This window comes from Paenibacillus cookii, assembly GCF_018333375.1.
GTDB lineage: Bacteria > Bacillota > Bacilli > Paenibacillales > Paenibacillaceae > Paenibacillus_AQ > Paenibacillus_AQ cookii.
Map to the genome: position 1 here is coordinate 208,858 of NZ_BORW01000001.1, position 18,714 is coordinate 227,571.

Sequence of the window (18,714 nt, forward strand, 5' to 3'; positions counted from 1 at the left end):
ATTCAATACTATTTTATCATTCATTTGCTGAAAAGCAAAATTAAAAAGGGGATGTACGAACATGTCCAAAATTTCAGTAGCCATCGCCGGCGCTGGCATAAGCGGCTTGTGCTTGGCCCATTCATTGCTTCGAGCCGGATTCGACGTGCAGATTTATGAACGTGATCCGGCGCCGCATGCCCGCCGCCAAGGATACCGGATCACTCTTGACGAACACGGAATCGCGGGACTTCAGCGCTGCCTGCCTCCTCATTTATTCCAGCTGTTTCTGGCCACCACTTCGCCTACCGCCGAGATTGGATACATGCGGATAACCAATCAGAACCTTGGCGAGGTATTCCGTTTCGCTTTTCAAGGTGATCCGAGCGGCACGGATTTGCGAACACCGCGGCAAGCCGATCGCCAAACGCTTCGCACCATTATGCTCGAAGGGCTTCGGGATCGGGTGCACTACGGCAAAGCGGCGGTCCGTGCCGAGACGACATCCGATGGGGCAACGCTTCACTTTTCGGACGGAAGCCGTGTCCATGCTTCGCTCGTGGTCGGTGCCGATGGCGTAAATTCAGCTTTGCGCCAATCCTTTTTGCCGGACTGCGAACCGGAGGATACCGATCGTTGGGCGATTTACGGCCGCACGCTGCTTTTCCAAAACGGCCGCTCGATCGTTCCCCGCCCGCTGAAAACCAGCGGAGTATTTGCCATCGGCCCCTCGAGTCGCGGCTTCTTCTTTACCACGATGAACTTCCGCGAGTCTCCGCAGACTGCTTTTCCACGCTTTGGAATGGATCAAATACCGCCAATTACCGACGATTATGTGATGTGGGCACTTCTCTTGCCAAAAGAGCAATTTCCGGAACCTCAAGGAAAACCTCGCTCGGAGATGCTGCAACAACTTGCATTGAAGGCTGCCCAAGACTTTCACCCCGTGCTGCGCCGTTTCGTGGAGCAATCCGACCTCGATTACACCATGGCGGTAACCATTAAAGCGGCAAAAAAGCCGGCTGCGTGGCCGGTCTCCCGACTCGCCTTTATGGGAGACGCGGTACATGTCATGCCCCCCACTGGATCGCACGGAGGCAACACCGCTTTGCGCGATGCGGCCCTACTCGCCGAAAAGCTGAAAACTGCCGCAATCGAAGGCACGCCGCTTGAGAAGGCCGTCGCTTCTTACCAAGAGGAGATGAGCAAGTATGCCTTTCGTGAAGTGGAAGCATCCAAGACGATGTTGAAACGATTCACCATAAAGAATCCCCTAATGAATTGGGTCATGTTGCGTGCCATACCACGGATTCGTTCATGGTCAAACAAATCACTAACTGCGGAATGACTCCATCACCCGGCCCCGAGCTGGCCAACCCACGATTCCTGCGGGCACAACTCTTTCCAGCCGAATGTCGATCGGCATCAGGGAAAAAGTTTTTGCCCGTTGATCACCGTTTCGTTTAAAAAACACAAAAAACCGCCCGATCCTTGTTTCAAGAATCGGACGGTTATCCGTCAGTGAGCACTCCGCACCGCATGAACGGGCTTGGTTGCCTTTTTGGGCGTTGCAGCAGCCGGTTCGGGAACGACGGGATCGACCGTTTTTCCCTTGCGGAACGAAACCGTCAGCGTGATCGTCTGCCCGGCGATGCCTACCGCCAAAATCGTAAACAGCGTTTCCTTCAGCGGCATGTAAAACAGGGACAGCAGCAATACGGCGGCATCCAATAGAATAAATACGGTACCTACCTTAAGCCCGCTCCAGCGGCTAATGAGCAGCGACAAAATATCATCTCCGCCGGTAGCTCCCCCAAATCGGAGAACCAGTCCTGTGGCAAACCCCGTGACCAGTCCGGACAACAGCGCCGCCAGCAGCAGATTATCGCGCAGGTCGATGACCAGCGTCGAATAACGTTCGAAAAGTTCGTAAAAAATAGAAAACGATAACGTCGCAAGCAGCGTGTTCATGACGAACTTGCGGCCTTTCAAAAACATGGCGATCAAAATGACCGGGATGTCCAGCAGCAGCGTGCTCAGCGCCGGATTGACCCCAAGCACGTATTTGCCGAGCAAGGACAAGCCGACAAATCCGCCTTCCGATAGATGATTTTGAAAATTGATGTGAAAATACGCAAAAGCCAGCAAAAAAGTTCCGAAAAGCATCATTGCAATGGATGAAAACTTAGAAATCAAATGGTCTTTCTTTCTCATACAGGTTCCCTCTTATCGTCGTAGGTTAGTCAGGAGTCTGGCAAACCTCTGCGATAAGTACGGGACCTGCGGGACTTGGTCCTTCGCATGTGAAGTTCCTTCTTTCGCAGAGTTTGTCATTCGTCCTTGGTTGTCCAGGTGACTTTTCTCTACGAAAGGGAGCTACGTGTAAGAGAGATCATAACGTTTCCAAATCGTCCTTTGGGGATGGTTCCTTCGGGGACACATGGTATCCTGATCCTTTCTTTTTTTGTTTGGTTACATTTTTATTATAACACATTTCGGACCGTTGCTAAACAGCCGGGTAAGTAAATCGTTCGAAATTTCCATATAACTTCCACTTTTTCCTCCTTTTTCTCTTGTTCCGATGTTCACACATTGTCAATGTTTGATGTGACCAGAATCACCATTCGCCTGTTTCGCCTTTCCTATACTTAAGAAGAAAGCACGACACATAATCAAGAAAAGAGGAATTCGTTATGCTGACGAAACAAACCATCGACATCATCAAATCGACCGTTCCGGTCTTGGAAGTGCACGGAAAAGCCATTACGACCGCCTTTTACCAACTGCTGTTCGAAAACCATCCCGAACTGCTCAACATATTCAACCACGCGAACCAGCGGGAAGGAAAACAGCAAACGGCGCTGGCCAACGCCGTGTATGCGGCCGCGGCGCATATCGACCGTTTGGAAGACATCCTGCCTGCCGTAAAACAGATCGCGCAAAAACACCGGGCGCTCAACGTAAAACCCGAGCATTACCCGATCGTCGGCGAAAACTTGCTTGCAGCCATCAAAAAGGTGCTGGGCGATGCGGCCACGCCTGAGATCATGAATGCTTGGGCCGAAGCGTACGGCGTCATCGCCGATGCCTTTATCGGCGTCGAAGCCGAAATGTACCGCGAGGCCGAAAACGCTCCTGGCGGCTGGGCCGGATTCCGTCCGTTCGTCGTCGAACGCAGAGTGAAGGAAAGCGACGTCATCACCTCCTTCTATTTGAAGCCGCAGGACGGCGGGGCGATTTCCGGCTATCTTCCCGGACAATACATTACCGTGCGCGTGAAGCCTGAACATCAGCCTTACGCGCAAATCCGCCATTACAGCCTGTCCGCCGCTCCGGGCGGAGACGCGTACCGGATTTCGGTGAAACGGGAAGGCGGAGCGCCGGGAAAACCCGAAGGCGTTGTTTCCACTTACCTGCATGATCAAGTGAAGGAAGGCGACGTGCTCGAAATCAGCGCGCCTGCAGGCACGTTTACGCTGGATATGACCCAGACGATCCCGCTTGTGCTGATCAGCGGCGGCGTCGGCCTGACCCCGATGGTCAGCATGCTGGAGACGGTTCTGAAAGAGCAGCCTGAACGAAAGGTAACGTTCATTCATGCGGCCATCAACGAAAGCTTCCACGCCATGAGGGAGCATATCGAGCAGCTGGATGCTTCGCACGACAACCTGAAATCCTACATTTGCTACGAAAAACCGCTTGGCCAGGGCTTCTGCCACAAAACCGGATACATCGACCTGCCTTGGCTTCAGGAAATTGTATCGCAAAATTCGGACTTCTATTTCTGCGGACCGGTTCCGTTCATGAGCGCGGTGAACAAGGCGCTGAAAGAGTGGGGCGTACCGGAAGAACGGATCCACTACGAATTTTTCGGCCCGGCCGGCACGCTGTAAAACGAAAAGGGATATTTGCTCCTCCAGGAGGGCAAATATCCCTTTCTTTTTTAGCCTTCTCCCCACTTCAAAAATACGGCTAATTTGCAGCAGGCGGTCGGCTGGGGCGAACCCAGCGTAATACCGATCCCGCTCGGGGAAAAATCGGTCTGCACGGGGTTCGACGCGCCGATCGACTTCATCAGCCGGTCGACCTCCTGCTTATTTCCCGTTTGGGCGGCCCTCATGACCTGAACCGCAAAGGAATGTTCGGACAGCTTGTTCAAAACCTTGTAACCGTCCTCCATCAGCCCGTAGGTGTGTTGCAGGGACCGGTTCAAAATTTCCGTTTTGACCTGCGGATATTCGCGGGCCCAGACGCGGGCCGGGCGGGGATACGGATAAGGCGCATACCATGCCCGATACGGGGGGTAACCCATGGGAGCGATCTCCTTTCTGCACATCCGGTTACCCCAGTATATGTGCCCGGTTCGGATTTTGTGAGGTCCCTCAAACGCCAGGCGTCTTCATCCTTTAGCACGCAAACTCCACCTTGATCCGGTCCGGATCTTCGAAAAAAACCGCGTAGTGCTCCGGCCCCCCTGCGTAGGGATAACGGTCCTCGTACAGCAGCTTGACGCCCTTTTGTTTCAGCAAAGAAGCCATCTCGTCGACCTCGGCGCGGGATTCCGCATGAAAAGCCAGATGGTTGAGCCCTGTCGCTTTTCTGTGGTACGGGGCGTCCAAAAACCGCTCCTCCGTTTGCACGAATACGAGATACGTTTTCCCGTGCTTGAAGCTGAACCCCTGATCCCAATCCTGATAAAGCTCGTAACCGAGCCGCGTCAAAAACCATTCCCAAAATTCCCGGCTCCGCCCCAACTCCGATACATTGATTTCCACGTGATGCAGCATCCGCTAATGCCCCCTTAACAAACGGTTGATCGTCTCCCGCCGAACCCCGATCAGCTGCCCGATTTCCTCCTGCGTCAGCAGGTCGGTGAAATGCACGCCGTGCGAATAATCGTTCAGCCATTCGGTCAATAGCGCCAGCCGCTCCGCCGGCGTCCCTACCGTCAGGTGGTCCAGCCTTTTTTGCATGAACCGCACCTTTTCCTGAAGCAGCAGCGCGATTTCCAGCGCTTTTTCCGGATGCTCCCGCAATTCGCGGTACCAATCCTCCGCCACGATCCGCTCTACCTCGCTGTCCATAAGGGCAATGGCCGATCCGTGGGTTTCTTTCGGGGTAATGAGGGAATGATGCGGCACCGTTTCCCCGGGATACAAGATGTTAAAAAGCACCATGTTCCCGTTTTTGTGCAGGCGCGTCACTTTAAAAAGCCCGCTTTTGATATGGTACAAATATTCGCCGCTGTCCCCCTGATGGAATAATACTTCCCCTTTATGCAAAATCATAAGATGTCATCCTCCCCGGTTTCGTAATGGATAGCTTCTGGCCCGGACTGCCAATGGGTATTATTATACCAAAAAAAATCCGGCCTCATTTCAAAGATTTGGTTGTTGCCGGAATGCATCCTTTTCGCGTAACATGAATATAAATAGAACATGCGTTCCTATTCGTGATGCAAGGAAGTGCTCTCATGAAAGCATCCGCTCTCCCCCCCGTGCCGGACGAAGAAGATTCGGTACTTGTCAAAAGCTATATGCTGCACGTCGTTTTGCTGGATGTGCTGGAACGGGACATCCGGACGCTGAAGACGCTCGCCCTCAAGCTGCCGGAGGTGTATATCCGCGGTTTGTCGGGCGTTCAGCAAAAAGCGGTGCGACGGCTGGCGGAGATCCGCAAGGCGATGCGGGCCCGCGGCATTCGGGTATACGAGGAAACCCGGAACGAAAAAGGAATGGAAGCCCTCTATTTGTGCCGGGGATACCAGCGGCGCTTTTTTATGCTGTGGTCTTACGTCAAAGCGGAAACGGCTTGCGAGCTATGCGTTTATTTGGGGATCGGCCCCGAGCCGGGATAACGGCAGGATCATCCTCCGGCAATACGGCTTCGGAGCCGAACTGGCCAACCGGCTTCTCGACCGCCGAGGGGAAAAGATTTGTTCAGGCGAAAGAAAAAAAGCTCCTGCAACCGCAGGGGCTTTTAAGTTAAACCGGGGGGCTCGCCCCATTTAGCATAAGCTGCACGCAAGTTCCGCTGGACGCCCGTTCCACCCGCGGCAGCGTCCCGAAATCCGCATGCCCGGAAGCGCCGCTTCGGATTTAATGCTTGGCAGCCGGTTGTTTCGCCTGTTTGGCCGTTTTCGCCTGGAACATTCGCCAGCCGGTCAATACGGCGGCAACGAGACAAATACTAGCTGAAGTGATAAACACGGCGTGCATTCCGTGGAGGAAAATGTCCGGACGCCCGGGAACAAGCCCGGTCACGCGATGCCCGGCCTTGGCGCTCATGACATGGAACAATATCGTCGTCGCCACCGTAATGCCGACGACCATGCCCACGTTCCGGACAAGCGAGTTGACGCTCCCTGCAGAGCCGAGCTGGGTGCGCGGCACCTGGGACATGATCAGGGAATTGTTTGGCGATTGGAACAAACCGCTGCCGATGCCAAGCATGGCGATCCAGACGCCGACAATGACAAGCGAGCTGCCTTCGTGAAGCCAGGCGAGCCCGAACTGGGCCACGACCATCACGACCAGTCCGGCAAAGGTCAACAGCTCGGAGCCGATTTTATCGGATAAGGCGCCGCTGAGAGGCGCCACGATCACCATGCATATCGGGAACAACATCATCATGAAACCCGCCGAAGAAGGCGACAGATTCAGCATGTTCTGGGTATAAAACGGCGCGATGATATTAAAACAGAAATTCGCCGTAAATACGAGGAATCCGCATAAAATGCTGACCGAGAACAGCGGATTTTTGAACAACGACAGATCCACCAGCCCGTTCGGGCGATTCAGCTCGGCCCGTATAAACCATACCAATGCGATCAACGCGGCTGCAAGCAAAACGATGATCCACAAATTGCCGTACCCCGCCTGTTGCCCGAGCAAAAGGCCGGCAAACAGCGTTATAATAAACATGGCGAACAACGAGCTGCCGGGTGCGTCGATTTTCGCTTTGACCCGGATCAGATCGGCCGGAAGCACCTTCCATCCCAATCGCGATGAGCCCGACCGGCACGTTCACCCAAAAAATATATTCCCAGCCTAAAGAGGAAATGATGATTCCCCCGAGGCTTGGTCCCGCAATGCTTCCGAGGGACACGAAGGTACCGATGAGTCCGAGCGCCCTGCCCCGCTCCTTCGCCGGAAAAATATCGGTCAGTATGCCTTGGCTGTTCGCCATCGTCATGGAAGCGCCCAAAGCCTGAACGACCCGTGAAATGATCAGTAACGGCAGCGTATGGCTGAGTCCGCATAACAACGACCCGACGATAAATATGATCGTTCCGATTTTAAATATGCGAATTTTGCCGGCGATATCCCCCAGTTTTCCGAAAAAGAGGATGAAGCAGCAAATTGCCATCAGGTAACCCGTCGTTACCCATTCGATCTGGGCGATCGGCAGACCCATCTCCTTCGAGAGGACGGGCAGCGCAATGTTCACGATGCTCCCGTCCAGCGTGGACATAAAAGTAAACAAATTAAGAACAATAAGGATGATCCAGCGTCTCTTCTGGATGTTCGCATCCTCTTGGTACGTACGTTCCAATGAACCCATATGCGCCCTCCTGGTCGTCATCTGCGTCAATTAATTGCGCACGCAACTAATTGACAGTACCAGTGTACCCCATATTAGTTGCGTGCGCAACAGGTTTTTGATACACTAACTTTCAGGAATGGATCTCATCAGGAAGAGGTGCCGCTTATGAAAGAACCGATCGGCAAGCTAATTTCATACCTTTACCGGCAAAACCAGAAAAGGCTTGCCAAGGAACTGGCTCCGTACGGCATCGGCAGCGGCGGGCAACACAGCTTCCTCAAGTCGATTCTGCATCATCCCGGCATCACCCAGGACCAGCTGACCCATCAGCTGAAATTCGATAAAGCCACGACGGCCCGCTCCATTAAGCAATTGGAACAGTCCGGATATATTACGCGCCAGCCCGATCCTAAAGACCGGCGCTCGCATTTCCTGTTCCCGACAGCCAAAGCGAAGGAGCTGCTGCCCGTGCTCCAATCCATTTTGGATGAACACAACCGGAAGATCGCCTATCATCTGACCCCGGAAGAAGAAGATCAGCTCGTCCATCTCCTGCAAAAAATAAGCCGGGAGCATCCCGACGAATAAACGCAACATGCAAAAAAGCGTATCCTATGAACGTGCCACAGAATACGCTTTTTCCTGTTGTCCTGATGTCAATTGCCCATGCTGCTGCCCGGCTCCCGCTTCGGGTTCGCCGCGGCGATTTTTTCGATCCAAGCTTCGTAGTGATGAATGGCCAGTCCCGCAAACGAGGTATGGACTTCGCTGAGACGGTAGGCGTTTTTCATTTCTTCCTCCATGACCGTCACCGGCTTCCGGAAAAAACTTACGTGATCCCCTTCCTTCGTCTCTCCCAGCTCCATGCCGATCCAGACGGATTTCCCGAGCCTGTCGGCCTCGTTCAGCATCCCGCGGGAAAGATCCACCATTTGGGTGCCGCTGTCGCGGTAGGACATCACGGCCAAGGCGTCAAAACGCTCCAGCATCCACCGGCTTAACCCCCTGCCGTCTTCCGTCTCGATTTTCCCGAGCCAAAACGGCACCGCCGCGCTCATGTAAAGCCCGCCTTCGCGTGCTTTGTCCGTCCATTCCTGCATGTTTCGGCTCCACTCTTCCACGACGCCGGCCTGATCCCGCTCCCAGCGCTTCAGTTGATACGGCTCCACGTCGAATTGAATGCCCGCGAACCGTTCTTCCGCCGGAGCATGGCGGTTGTAGTCGAGAACCCAGTCAATGAATTTTTCCGCTTCCCCGCCCTGCTTTTCGTAGGCCCACTCCGGCCTGCCGTCCAAGGCATGCACCGAAATATCGGCCTCGCGGGCAGCGGCGATAAAACGGCCGTACCGCTCATCCTTCACGTTTTTTTGGATCTGCAAAAAGATCACGCCGACTCCCTGCTCCCGGCAGAAGTCCAGGATCGGCTCCGGATGTTCGATCAATGACGCGTCCCACAACCAGGTTGCTTTTTGTTCTTCCATCGCAGACGATGTAAACAGGAAGGGCAGGAGCAGCAAGAAGCAGACGACCAGGACGATCCGAGGTTTCGCTTTTGCATGGAACTGTTCTCCCATCCTCCCCTCCTTTGTCATTACACGATCAAAGCCATATCCGGCTCTTGGACATGCTGGACGGAATGTCCGATTTTGTAGATATGAGGTTCGCTGAAGTTTTTGAACGCGTTGCGGGTATCGAGAATCGGCACGCCCAGGGACGCGATATCGCCGTAATTCAAGCCGCTGTGGTTCGTGATCAGCACGATGCAGTCATAACTTCTGAACTTTTCGAGATCGTACGCGACGCTATGGACCGTCTCTCCATGCTTGTCGCGGAAGCTGGTCGCAAACGGATCGTAATATTCGACGTTGGCCCCGCTTTCCTTGTACAGCTCGTACACCTCGAGTCCCGGCGATTCGCGCAGGTCGCTGATGTCCGGCTTGTAGGCCATGCCGAGCACCAGGATGTTCGATTTTTTGATCGACTTGGCGTATTCGTTCAGGATGGTCGACGTTTTGCTGATGACGTAATACGGCATGTTGTCGTTCGTGGATTGCGCCAGCTCGATGAATTTGCTGTAGAACCGGAAACCTTTCGCTTTCCAGGACAGGTACATCGGATCCAGCGGGATGCAGTGGCCGCCGATGCCCGGACCCGGATAAAACGGCATGAATCCGAACGGCTTGGTCGCGGCCGCGTCGATGACTTCCCAGATGTCGATGCCCATCCGGTCGCACATCATCGCCATTTCGTTGATAAACGCGATGTTGACGCTGCGGAAGGTATTTTCGAGCAGTTTGGACATCTCCGCCACTTTCGGCGTCGAGACCGGCACGACCTGCTGCACGTATTTGGAATACAGGGCGGTGCCGAGCGTCAGGCAGGCCTCGGTCGTTCCGCCGATGACTTTCGGCGTATTAAACGTGTTAAAGCGCGTATTGGACGGATCGACGCGTTCCGGCGAGAAGCAGAGGAAAAAGTCCTCGCCCACGCGATAGCCGAGCGCTTCGATTTCGTATTGGATCAGCTCTTCGGTCGTTCCCGGGTAGGTCGTGCTCTCCAGCGTGATCAGCAATCCTTTTTTCATATGCAGCTTGATCTGGTCGACCACGCTCGTAATGTAGGACGTATCCGGATCCTGATTTTCGCTGAGCGGCGTCGGAACGCAAATGCTGAGCGCATCGATCACCGTGATCATGCTGTAATCGGTCGTCGGCTTGAAGCGGCCGCTGGCGACGCATGCCTTCAAATCTTCCGAAGAGATGTCGGTAATGTAGGATTCCCCGTGGTAGATCTTTTCGATTTTGGACGGGTCGACGTCAATGCCGATGACCGTAAACCCTTGCTTGACCATTTCGACGGCGAGCGGAAGCCCGACGTAACCCAAACCAACGACGCCAAGCACGGCCTTTTTGTTTTCGATCGCGTTCAACAGTTGCTCATATTCCTGATTCACTAGCATTCAACCTCCATATGATGTAATTTTCGTCATGCTTAAAATCTTTATTGAACGATGCAAAAACGGCTTGTCCTTGTCATCGTCCCCCATTTATTGAAAACACCGGTGTATGCGGGCATCGAGCTCGACCGGGGAAAATGGCTTGGTAATGTAATCGTCGACTCCATGCTGGAAACATTGGCTGATCGTCCGTTCCACGCGCTGCTCCGTCAGCACGACGATTTTCGGCGTGTTTTCCACGGGCAGCTTCTGGATTTGGTTAATGAAGGGCAGGCCGTCGATGCCGTACAGGTTCAGCTCCGTCAGCACGAGGTCCGGCTCCCATTTTTCGATCAGCTCCAGCGCCGACGTGCCGTCGAGCGCCTCCAGCGTTTCGTACCCCTGCATGTTGAGGCGAATCGTCAGAAACTCGCGGATGGTATCGTCGTTATCGACGATGAGAATGCGCCCGGGCTCCGAAGCGGCTTCCTCTTTCGTAAAAATATGAATATCGGACGATGGGCCGAGCCTTGCGGACTCGGCCATCTGCTTGAGCACGCCCGGCGTCGGGTCTACCTGTCCCGGAAACACGGTAAGCGTGATCCTCGGATCCGCCTCCGGCACCGTTTCCTCCAAATGCCGCTTAAGCAGCAGCGCCTGATAGTGGGCCTGATTCAGGGTCGATCCCGGCAGCAAAACCGCCAGCGTGGACGTGGAGGCGTCTTTCAGCACTTCGATATCGCTTCCCGTCTCCTGCCGCAAAAATTCACTCACCAAACTCTCCAGCTGCGGAGGACCGGGGCAATACAGGAACATCACGCCGCACAGCTCCGGGAAAGTTTTGTTGAGACGCTCTTCGAGGTTGTGATACAGACCCTCTTGCTGTTTTCGTTCTAATGTTAAGGACTCCGGCATTATCGATGACCACCTTTCTTAATCATTTGAGAAAAACGGAAGCGTTTGGGTATTGCCCGAATCACGCGGTTGAGGCCGTTTCGCTTTCTTCCTTCCAGCTTTGCCTTGTCATCGTGCCCCAGGAATTGTTTTTCCGGAGGTACTGGATATGCCCCTGAACGCGCCACAGCACGCCAAGCTGATGGTAGCCGACAAATTTGAGGGCCGAAAACAGGAGCATTTTCCACAGGTCGGAAAGCTTCTTGTAACGGCGGAAGGCTATTTCCTCCAAAATGACAGCCCCTACGCTCAGCAAATACCCGCTCAGAAAATTCAAAAGCATGAAAGTCAGCAGTATGCGCCAATGCGTCATGTCCAAAAGCGTATATCCCGCAAGAGCCAGCAGGCCCGTGATTCTGAAATAAGGGTTTAGGGTTTCGAACAACACGTTATAAGGAATCGTGATGAGACCCATGATTTTGTATTTCGGGTTCAAAAACATCCCGCGGTTTTCGATCATGTTTTTGAGATTTCCCCGTCCCCAGCGCATGCGCTGGTTGGAGATGATTTTGTACGTGTCCGGCGCCTGCGTCCAGCAGACCGCCTCGGGGCAAAACGCCACTTTGTAAGGAATTTTGTGGCTTAGCATGTACCGGTGAAGCTTGATGATGATGTTCATGTCTTCACCCGGATAACCGCCCCGGTAGCCGCCGACGGCGATGACATAGTCCTTTCGGAACAGGCCGAACGCGCCGGAGACGATGATCAATCCGTTCATCCGGCTCCAGCCGATCCGTCCGCCGAGGAATGCCTTCAAATATTCGATGGATTGGAACATCGGCCATATTTTTCGCGGCAGCGACACTCGTTTTACCGCTCCGTTTTCGATCAGGCAGCCGTTGGCGATGCGGACGTCGCCGCCGATGGCCACGGTCTCCTCCGGATTTTCCATGTACATGCGCGCCATCCGGATCAAAGCGTCCTTTTCAAGCAGCGAATCGGCGTCGATCGAAGAAATAAGCGGATAATGCGAGAAATTGATGCCGGCGTTGAGCGAGTCGGCTTTGCCCCCGTTCTCCTTATCTATAATAAAGAGATGCGGATAATCGGGATTATGGTAAATGCCTCTCACGTTTTGCGTTTCGATCGTCCCCCGGATCTCCGGATTATGCATCTTTTCGAGCTTGAATTCCTTGATCAGGACCGATAGCGTGTCGTCGCTCGATCCGTCGTTGATGACGATGACCTCGTACGTCGGATAATTCAGCGTCATGAGGCAGTAGACGTTTTCGATGATCGTCAGCTCTTCGTTATAGGCCGGGACGAGCAGCGATACCGACGGCACCAGCTCGGAGCCGGACAGCGTTTGGTAACTCGAATATTTGGCCCTTTTGGCGATGGTTCCGATGCTCCGGTAGGATAATCCCATAATCGCGAAGTACAAAATATTGACGAACATGACATAATAAATCGCTACCGTGCCGTAGACCAGCAACGTATCTCTAAGCAGTGTAATCCCCTCCTACCGCGGCTACGCCCGTCACTCGTTTGACCGGCTGCTTCACGCCGAAGTAACGGTCGTGGATGAGCCGCTTCTTGTTGTACGCCACCATCTGCTCGATCGCCCCGTGTTTCTGCTCGGCTTCCATCACCAGCCCGATCCGGTGCAGCGCGGCCTCGCGCTGGATTCCCGTTCCGGTGACGGCCGCCTGGCAAAGCGCTTCGAATCCGGCTTCGCCTAGAGCCGCAAGGCTTTCTGCGCTGTTGTGCCGCACCTTCCAGCTGGCGTCCTGGAGCGCTTTGACCAGCAGCGGGATGCTGCCCGCGGCATGCAGCTGCCCCAGCGCCTTGGCCGCTTCCGCCCGGACTTCCCAATCGCGGTCCGTCATCAGCTGCACGATCGTTTCATCCTTAAGCGCAGGATTCGTGCTGAGATACAGCTTGACGGCTTCGGCGCGCACATCCTTTTCCTTCGCGCCGACCAGCCTGCCGAGCACCGGCATGACTTCGGGAACCGCCTGCCCCCACATCGCGACCAGTCCAACCTTCACAAGGCCCGGATCGGGATCGTCGAGCAGCTTCAACAGGATGCTGCCGGCATCGAGTTTCGTTTCCAGCAGGATGTCGGCGGCCAGGTGGTGAATCGGCTTGCCGTGCGAAAGCAGGCTGCGCAGCATGTCGAGCAGGTCCTCCGGCCGGTTGGCGGCTTTGGCGATCGAACGCGCGATAATGATCGAAATCGAATTGTATTTGCCTTTTTGCAGCATTTTCAGCAGTCCCGGCACCGCTTCTTCGGCACGCATGCCTCCGAGGCGGTAAGCCGCCGCAAGCCTGCGGCCGTACCGGAAGCTGCCGAGCGCCTTCAGATCCGCTTCGACGAATCCGGCTTCCCTGCAAAGCCGGATGAGCCGGTTCCGGTAATCGCCTTTGAACTGCTCGATCCATTCGATGAACTTGTCCTGGATCACGCTCCTCTCCAGCGGCTTCAACTTGCCGGGAGGCAGCTTCAATTCCGCATCGTCCCCAAGATGGGCCTGGACGTAGACGAAATAATCGTGATGTTTTTGCTCGTAATATTCCCTTCGCTGCTGTTCCCTGTTATGAGAGATTTTCATCTGAACCAGCAGCATGATTCCGAGGCCGATCAGCCCGAGGCATACGTAGATAAACACATATGCGACGAATAAATGCGAGAACATGTTTACGGGTCCTCCTCCTCCATTGATTTCATCCTATCCCATTTGCCGCCGCATGGTTGGCAAGACAGCTTCTCCACTCGGCTTTTCTCTAAGTAAACGCTCCTTCCGCGCTTCGCTCATTTTTTGCCGCCAAGCTCGGCGTATACTTTTTTCATCGCGTCGTAGCTTTGCTTCAGCTGCTCGCTGTAATGCACCGTGTCCCAAGGCTTCCAGGTATATGGGGCAATGTCCCGGACGTTCAGCGTCTTCGCCGCGCCGCCCGGCCAGCTGACCTTGCTCCCGCCCTGCTCGACGAGCCACGGAATGAGCCGGATGCCCTCCGTCGTAACGGTGCTGAAGGCACGTCTGTCTTTAAGCGGACGGTAATCGATCACCTGCAGGGAGCTCGGGTCGGCGAAGCCGAGAAGCATCCAAGGGATACGCATCTCTATTTCGTTGCCGCGGTACTGCCACGAAGTCAACGAATCGAACTCGGCCTTGCCGCGGTCGGTCGTCCCCCTTCTCAGCATTCCGATGGTCTGGTCGATAAACGGATGCGCAAACCGCGTATCCGGCGGGTTCATCTGGAGGCTGATCGCAAGCTTCCATGGATGGAACGGCTTGTCCTGTCCGGGTTTCGTCTCCGGCAGCATCCAGTAGCCTTCCTTGCCGTACAACCTGGCATGAAAATCATAGTCGGCCGCGATCTCCACCTGCGACTCGCCGTCTTTTCCGATTTCGATCAGCGTTTCCGGCGCGCCTCCCTCCAGCTTTTTGCCGGGAAGCTGCGCTGCGGAAGGTTCGTTTCCGCCCGCGATCGTATCCGAGCCGATATAAAGTTTGGTCGTTGCCGGATCGAAGTTTTTGTCCAGCCGGATGCCAAGATAAAGATAGCCTTCGTCATGCGTGATCCGCATGTCCCGGATTCCTTCCATCTTGCCCTGCCAATGCTTCACTTCGCCTTGCGGGAGCCCGTCCCAGTCGCTTAAGCTGCCGTCGATCACGATCTGTTTCTCCTTGCCCGGAACCATGCCCAGCAAGCCGAACATTTTTTCGTTCGTCAGCACGTTGATCCAATATGCCCGCCGGTCGGCCGGAATTTCGAAAGGCATCGTATTCCACGTTTTTTTAAACCACTCGTCCTGCCACATAAACAAAATGGCTCCGGCATAACCTTCGTCGTAAATATCCCGGGTGAGCGAAGCGTCGATTTCTCCCTGCTCCCGCTCGTTATGTCCTCCCTGGTCCCGGCCGCCGGCCCCGAAATGGGACACTCCTAACGACGACGGCACCCCGTATTCGGTAATCATGACCGGCATGTCCTTGAATTGGGCCTTCAGTTTACGCAGATAAGCTTTGTACGTGTTGAAGTTCCCCTGCTGGTCTTTGATTGTCTGCAGCGAGGCATCGGTCCGGAAAAAATCCGGGTAATACGGATAAGCGTGATATGCGGCAAAATAGCCTCCTTTCCATCCGGTAGGCTGAATGTGTCTCGCGTCCACGCTCACCATGTCCTCCTCGAAAAGAGGTTCCCCCGGATGGCTGAGCACATCGGTCGTGACCCAGTTGGTGAACGTCACCGGATGCTCCCATCCATACTGCTTTTCCTGCTCGGCGGTATAGTCAAGCAGTTCCGCCAGCCAGCTTTCAAAAGGCGAGGCGTCTTTCGTTCCGGCAAAGTAGCTGCCTTGGTACACCGGGACGCCGCCGTGCTTTTCGTTGGTGTTTTTGACCATTCCCGGGTCCCATTCGGTTCCGACATGCCAGGCCATCAAATATTTGCCGGCGTTCGCGGTATACTCCCCGCTGGAAGCTCCGTACTTGGGCGAAACGGCCACGTCGCCGTATACGGCTGCCACCGCCTTTTTGATCTCGTCCTTGAACTGTTTTCCGATATCGTCCGCGTAGGCGTCCTGCCGTTCGATCAGCTGTTCTTCCGGGGACCAGATCCCCTGGATGAAATACAAAGGATCGCTGCCTTTGTCTTTGTTGTATTTCACAAGCGCCGAATAAAACACGGGCTGGTGCACCGTATAGATGCGGATGACGTTGGCTCCCATCTCGTCGATCTGCTTGAACCAGCGAAGGTAATCTTCCTCCGTGGCCGGAAGCTCTCCCGGAAAATGGCCCGGGACGGTCGCGCCCAGGTTGACGCCCTTCACGAACATTTCCTTCCAGCCGCCATCCTTTTCGTATCGCATAAAACGGTCGCCGTCGGTTTTAAACGTGAATCGGGTTCCATCCTGATCCTTGTATGCCATGGCCGGCGTTTTGGTGGCCGCAAATCCGGCAACCAAAACGCCGGCAATGAGAACGGCGGCTGCCGTGATCCAGATGAATAGCGTTCTGCGTGTGATCATCGCCTGAAAATTCCCACCTCGATTTCTTTGACCTTTTTCTTGGCCCGGCATTCTCAATTTTTGTCATAATTCAATTCTTAACGAAGTTTTCCGATCTGTAAACTAGGCTGCTGGAAGGAATTTTCATAACCTGGCGACCTATCCCGCCTTGCGGCCGGGCAAAAAATTCCGCGGCTGCCGATCGGTTGCGGCGGTGCGCCATTCGATCGCGAAACGGCTGCAGGATTCCCGGCTCCAAGCGGCGAGTGGTTATGTATACGTTGAAAAATTGCTAAAGTTGTGGTCGTTTTAACATCTTTATCCATAAAGATTACAAAATTGATACCTTAGTCCGATAAAGCGTCGGCCGCAAACCCGCGCCACGACAACATTTTTGGAAAACAGCGTATTTTTGAAAATAAGAAACGAGTCCCGGGCGGGACCGCGGGTCCCAATTCGTCTTTGAAATGGATAATAACGGAAATAACTGGTATGACTATCCGGTTATTTTTGGGGATGCCGAAACGGCGTTTTCGCTTCTTTTTGACTAGGAAAACATGAGGGGTTGAAGTTGAAATGTAATGAAAGCGAAGAAGATTTTTGCAAATAATTCCGGTTGAAAAGCGCATAATTCTCCGTTATTGTTATAAAATAAGAACATGTGTTCCTGTGTAGTTCCAAAGGATAAGGAGCGAGTCCCATGAACGAGTCCAAAAAACGCGTCATTATGCTGGCCGACTGCCAGTCCTTTTACGCAAGTGTCGAAAAAGCGGCCCACCCCGAATACAAAGACAAGCCTTTGGTCGTATCCGGGGATCCGGCCCGCCGGTCCGGCATTATCCTCGCCGCCTGCCCGCTTGCCAAGAAATACGGCGTCACGACCGCCGAGCGGCTCGGGGACGCGCTTCGAAAATGCCCGGATCTCGTCGTCGTTCGCCCGCGCATGGCGGAATATATCCGCGTGTCCCTGCATATTACCGAGATTTATCAATCTTTTACCGATCTGGTGGAGCCGTACAGCATCGATGAACAGCATTTGGACGTGACCGGCAGCCTCCGGCTGTTCGGCAGCCCCGAGCAGATTGCCCAGCGGATCCAAAACCAGGTGATGCAGGAAACCGGGGTGTACGTGCGGGTCGGCATCAGCGATTGCAAGGTGCTCAGCAAAATGGCCTGCGATCTGTTCGCCAAAAAGAACCCGGGAGGCATCTTCACGCTGAAGCGCGAGGAACTGCCCGAAACGCTGTGGCCCAAACCGGTGCACGAAATGTTCATGGTCGGTTCGCGGATGACCCGCCATTTGTACAAAATGGGCATCCATACGATCGGGGATCTGGCCCAAACGCCTTTGCCCCGGCTTACGAAACGTTGGGGCGTCAACGGCGAAGTGCTGTGGCGCATCGCGCGCGGCATGGATTCTTCCCCGGTCACGCCCCATAGCCAGCTGCAGCAGCAAAAGGGCGTCGGCCATCAAATGACGCTTCCGCGCGATTACGCGGACTGGAAAGAGCTTCGGGTGGTGCTGCTCGAGTTATGCGAAGCGGTCGGCCGGCGCTGCCGGGAAAAGGGGCTGATGGGTTTTGTCGTCAGCGTGGGCTGTCAAGGGGCGGACTTTGACCGTCCCACCGGTTTTTCAAGGCAGATGAAGCTTTCGGACCCGACGAACATTACCGACGAAATTTACGATGCCGCCTGCCTGCTGTTCCAGCGCCATTGGAACGGCCTTCCCGTCCGCAAAATCGGGATCTCTTTAACCGATCTTCGCCCGGACTCCCTGACCCAGCTGACGCTGTTCGGAGACCGGGACCGGAAGCGGAATTTGGAACGCGCGACGGACGGGATCAAAAGCAGGTTCGGCGAAACCGCGATCCTCCGCGCCTCCTCGCTTCAAGCGGCCGGCCAGGCGCAGGATCGCTCGCTTCGGATTGGAGGACATTACAAATGAGCAAAAAACTTCAAGGCAACGGGTTATTCGAGTCGTCCCGGATGATGCTGCCGGAACACCGGGAAGCGTATATCCGGCACCAGCAGCGGCTCGTGCGCCGGACGCCCCCGCTGATCGACCCGCAGGCCGCCGAGGAAATGGCCGCGGTGTTGACGGGGGCGTTATACGGCGGCTCACGCGTGACGATTACGCTTTTTGGCGATCCGCAAGATATCCGGCTTACGGGCCGGGTGCTTCGGATCGATCCCGTCCGGCGGCAAATCCGGATAAAAGAACACGAAGACGATTACCCCCAATGGATTCCTTTGGACCAAATCATCGGTGCGGTGGCGGAATCGGACGTGTAGCGGTAAACTAAAGGAAAGGTATGCCGCCCCCCCTTCCTCTGCTTTCGGCAGC

At 54.7% G+C, this 18,714-nt stretch carries 16 protein-coding genes and 1 pseudogene; 6 read left to right on the forward strand and 11 right to left on the reverse strand.

Translation table 11 applies throughout. From position 1 onward, the window contains the following. Positions 1 to 61: 61 nt before the first annotated feature. The gene (locus KI367_RS01135) at positions 62 to 1,327 is read left to right on the forward strand and encodes an FAD-dependent oxidoreductase (RefSeq protein WP_212947006.1); all 1,266 of its coding nucleotides are present in this window, start codon (positions 62 to 64) and stop codon (positions 1,325 to 1,327) included. A gap of 170 nt (positions 1,328 to 1,497) precedes the next feature. Here the strand turns inward: KI367_RS01135 and KI367_RS01140 are convergent, their stop codons facing one another. Beyond that, positions 1,498 to 2,193, reverse strand: coding sequence for a YitT family protein (locus KI367_RS01140; RefSeq protein WP_052146834.1), 696 nt, complete (start codon positions 2,191 to 2,193; stop codon positions 1,498 to 1,500). Between the two features lie 479 nt (positions 2,194 to 2,672). Between KI367_RS01140 and hmpA the strand changes: the two genes are divergently transcribed. Continuing rightward, positions 2,673 to 3,872 (forward strand): NO-inducible flavohemoprotein, encoded by a 1,200-nt coding sequence (hmpA, locus tag KI367_RS01145; protein WP_212947008.1) that lies wholly within the window; start codon positions 2,673 to 2,675, stop codon positions 3,870 to 3,872. 50 nt (positions 3,873 to 3,922) lie between these two features. Here the strand turns inward: hmpA and KI367_RS01150 are convergent, their stop codons facing one another. From KI367_RS01150 to KI367_RS01160, 3 genes are all read right to left on the reverse strand, one after another. Further along, positions 3,923 to 4,291: a YuzC family spore coat inner layer protein gene (locus tag KI367_RS01150; RefSeq protein WP_052146833.1), complete on the reverse strand. Its 369-nt coding sequence runs from the start codon at positions 4,289 to 4,291 to the stop codon at positions 3,923 to 3,925. Positions 4,292 to 4,385: 94 nt separating this feature from the next. Continuing rightward, positions 4,386 to 4,766 (reverse strand): VOC family protein, encoded by a 381-nt coding sequence (locus KI367_RS01155; RefSeq protein ID WP_212947011.1) that lies wholly within the window; start codon positions 4,764 to 4,766, stop codon positions 4,386 to 4,388. A gap of 3 nt (positions 4,767 to 4,769) precedes the next feature. Then, positions 4,770 to 5,267: a Crp/Fnr family transcriptional regulator gene (locus tag KI367_RS01160; protein ID WP_212947013.1), complete on the reverse strand. Its 498-nt coding sequence runs from the start codon at positions 5,265 to 5,267 to the stop codon at positions 4,770 to 4,772. A 185-nt stretch (positions 5,268 to 5,452) separates the two neighbouring features. Here KI367_RS01160 and KI367_RS01165 point away from each other — a divergent pair, with 185 nt between their 5' ends. After that, complete coding sequence (locus tag KI367_RS01165) at positions 5,453 to 5,836, forward strand: YhjD family protein (RefSeq protein ID WP_212947015.1); 384 nt, start codon at positions 5,453 to 5,455, stop codon at positions 5,834 to 5,836. Positions 5,837 to 6,077: 241 nt separating this feature from the next. Here KI367_RS01165 and KI367_RS01170 read toward each other — a convergent pair. After that, positions 6,078 to 7,542, reverse strand: a pseudogene (locus tag KI367_RS01170) (MFS transporter). Positions 7,543 to 7,689: 147 nt separating this feature from the next. Here KI367_RS01170 and KI367_RS01175 point away from each other — a divergent pair. Next, the gene (locus KI367_RS01175) at positions 7,690 to 8,112 is read left to right on the forward strand and encodes a MarR family winged helix-turn-helix transcriptional regulator (RefSeq protein WP_036707713.1); all 423 of its coding nucleotides are present in this window, start codon (positions 7,690 to 7,692) and stop codon (positions 8,110 to 8,112) included. A 68-nt stretch (positions 8,113 to 8,180) separates the two neighbouring features. Here KI367_RS01175 and KI367_RS01180 read toward each other — a convergent pair whose 3' ends face one another. The 6 genes from KI367_RS01180 to KI367_RS01205 form a co-directional block, all read right to left on the reverse strand. Then, positions 8,181 to 9,098, reverse strand: a complete 918-nt coding sequence (locus KI367_RS01180) for a hypothetical protein (protein WP_036707710.1) — start codon at positions 9,096 to 9,098, stop codon at positions 8,181 to 8,183. Positions 9,099 to 9,115: 17 nt separating this feature from the next. Further along, the gene (locus KI367_RS01185; protein ID WP_036707709.1) at positions 9,116 to 10,477 is read right to left on the reverse strand and encodes a nucleotide sugar dehydrogenase; all 1,362 of its coding nucleotides are present in this window, start codon (positions 10,475 to 10,477) and stop codon (positions 9,116 to 9,118) included. Between the two features lie 93 nt (positions 10,478 to 10,570). Continuing rightward, a complete protein-coding gene (locus KI367_RS01190) occupies positions 10,571 to 11,374 on the reverse strand; it encodes a response regulator (protein ID WP_212947017.1) in 804 nt (267 codons plus the stop codon). A gap of 61 nt (positions 11,375 to 11,435) precedes the next feature. Beyond that, positions 11,436 to 12,812 carry a glycosyltransferase family 2 protein gene (locus KI367_RS01195; protein ID WP_212947439.1) on the reverse strand — a complete coding sequence of 459 codons (1,377 nt, stop codon included), beginning with the start codon at positions 12,810 to 12,812 and terminating at the stop codon, positions 11,436 to 11,438. A gap of 43 nt (positions 12,813 to 12,855) precedes the next feature. Beyond that, positions 12,856 to 14,052, reverse strand: a complete 1,197-nt coding sequence (locus tag KI367_RS01200; protein WP_212947018.1) for a HEAT repeat domain-containing protein — start codon at positions 14,050 to 14,052, stop codon at positions 12,856 to 12,858. Positions 14,053 to 14,168: 116 nt separating this feature from the next. Further along, positions 14,169 to 16,391 (reverse strand): hypothetical protein, encoded by a 2,223-nt coding sequence (locus KI367_RS01205; RefSeq protein ID WP_212947020.1) that lies wholly within the window; start codon positions 16,389 to 16,391, stop codon positions 14,169 to 14,171. Positions 16,392 to 17,070: 679 nt separating this feature from the next. Between KI367_RS01205 and KI367_RS01210 the strand changes: the two genes are divergently transcribed. Both KI367_RS01210 and KI367_RS01215 read left to right on the forward strand, forming a co-directional pair. After that, complete coding sequence (locus KI367_RS01210; protein ID WP_212947022.1) at positions 17,071 to 18,315, forward strand: DNA polymerase IV; 1,245 nt, start codon at positions 17,071 to 17,073, stop codon at positions 18,313 to 18,315. After that, entirely contained in the window at positions 18,312 to 18,662 is a 351-nt protein-coding gene (locus KI367_RS01215) for a YolD-like family protein (protein ID WP_212947023.1), read from the forward strand. The genes KI367_RS01210 and KI367_RS01215 overlap by 4 nt, the downstream gene beginning before the upstream one ends. The last annotated feature ends 52 nt before the right edge of the window (positions 18,663 to 18,714 follow it).

Excerpts from the sequence above, each read along its gene's own strand:
- KI367_RS01135 (WP_212947006.1), top strand. The coding sequence starts at position 62 with ATGTCCAAAATTTCAGTAGCCATCGCCGGCGCTGGCATAAGCGGCTTG.
- KI367_RS01140 (WP_052146834.1), bottom strand. The coding sequence starts at position 2,193 with ATGAGAAAGAAAGACCATTTGATTTCTAAGTTTTCATCCATTGCAATG.
- hmpA (WP_212947008.1), top strand. The coding sequence starts at position 2,673 with ATGCTGACGAAACAAACCATCGACATCATCAAATCGACCGTTCCGGTC.
- KI367_RS01150 (WP_052146833.1), bottom strand. The coding sequence starts at position 4,291 with ATGGGTTACCCCCCGTATCGGGCATGGTATGCGCCTTATCCGTATCCC.
- KI367_RS01155 (WP_212947011.1), bottom strand. The coding sequence starts at position 4,766 with ATGCTGCATCACGTGGAAATCAATGTATCGGAGTTGGGGCGGAGCCGG.
- KI367_RS01160 (WP_212947013.1), bottom strand. The coding sequence starts at position 5,267 with ATGATTTTGCATAAAGGGGAAGTATTATTCCATCAGGGGGACAGCGGC.
- KI367_RS01165 (WP_212947015.1), top strand. The coding sequence starts at position 5,453 with ATGAAAGCATCCGCTCTCCCCCCCGTGCCGGACGAAGAAGATTCGGTA.
- KI367_RS01175 (WP_036707713.1), top strand. The coding sequence starts at position 7,690 with ATGAAAGAACCGATCGGCAAGCTAATTTCATACCTTTACCGGCAAAAC.
- KI367_RS01180 (WP_036707710.1), bottom strand. The coding sequence starts at position 9,098 with ATGGGAGAACAGTTCCATGCAAAAGCGAAACCTCGGATCGTCCTGGTC.
- KI367_RS01190 (WP_212947017.1), bottom strand. The coding sequence starts at position 11,374 with ATGCCGGAGTCCTTAACATTAGAACGAAAACAGCAAGAGGGTCTGTAT.
- KI367_RS01195 (WP_212947439.1), bottom strand. The coding sequence starts at position 12,812 with ATGTTCGTCAATATTTTGTACTTCGCGATTATGGGATTATCCTACCGG.
- KI367_RS01200 (WP_212947018.1), bottom strand. The coding sequence starts at position 14,052 with ATGTTCTCGCATTTATTCGTCGCATATGTGTTTATCTACGTATGCCTC.
- KI367_RS01205 (WP_212947020.1), bottom strand. The coding sequence starts at position 16,391 with ATGATCACACGCAGAACGCTATTCATCTGGATCACGGCAGCCGCCGTT.
- KI367_RS01210 (WP_212947022.1), top strand. The coding sequence starts at position 17,071 with ATGAACGAGTCCAAAAAACGCGTCATTATGCTGGCCGACTGCCAGTCC.
- KI367_RS01215 (WP_212947023.1), top strand. The coding sequence starts at position 18,312 with ATGAGCAAAAAACTTCAAGGCAACGGGTTATTCGAGTCGTCCCGGATG.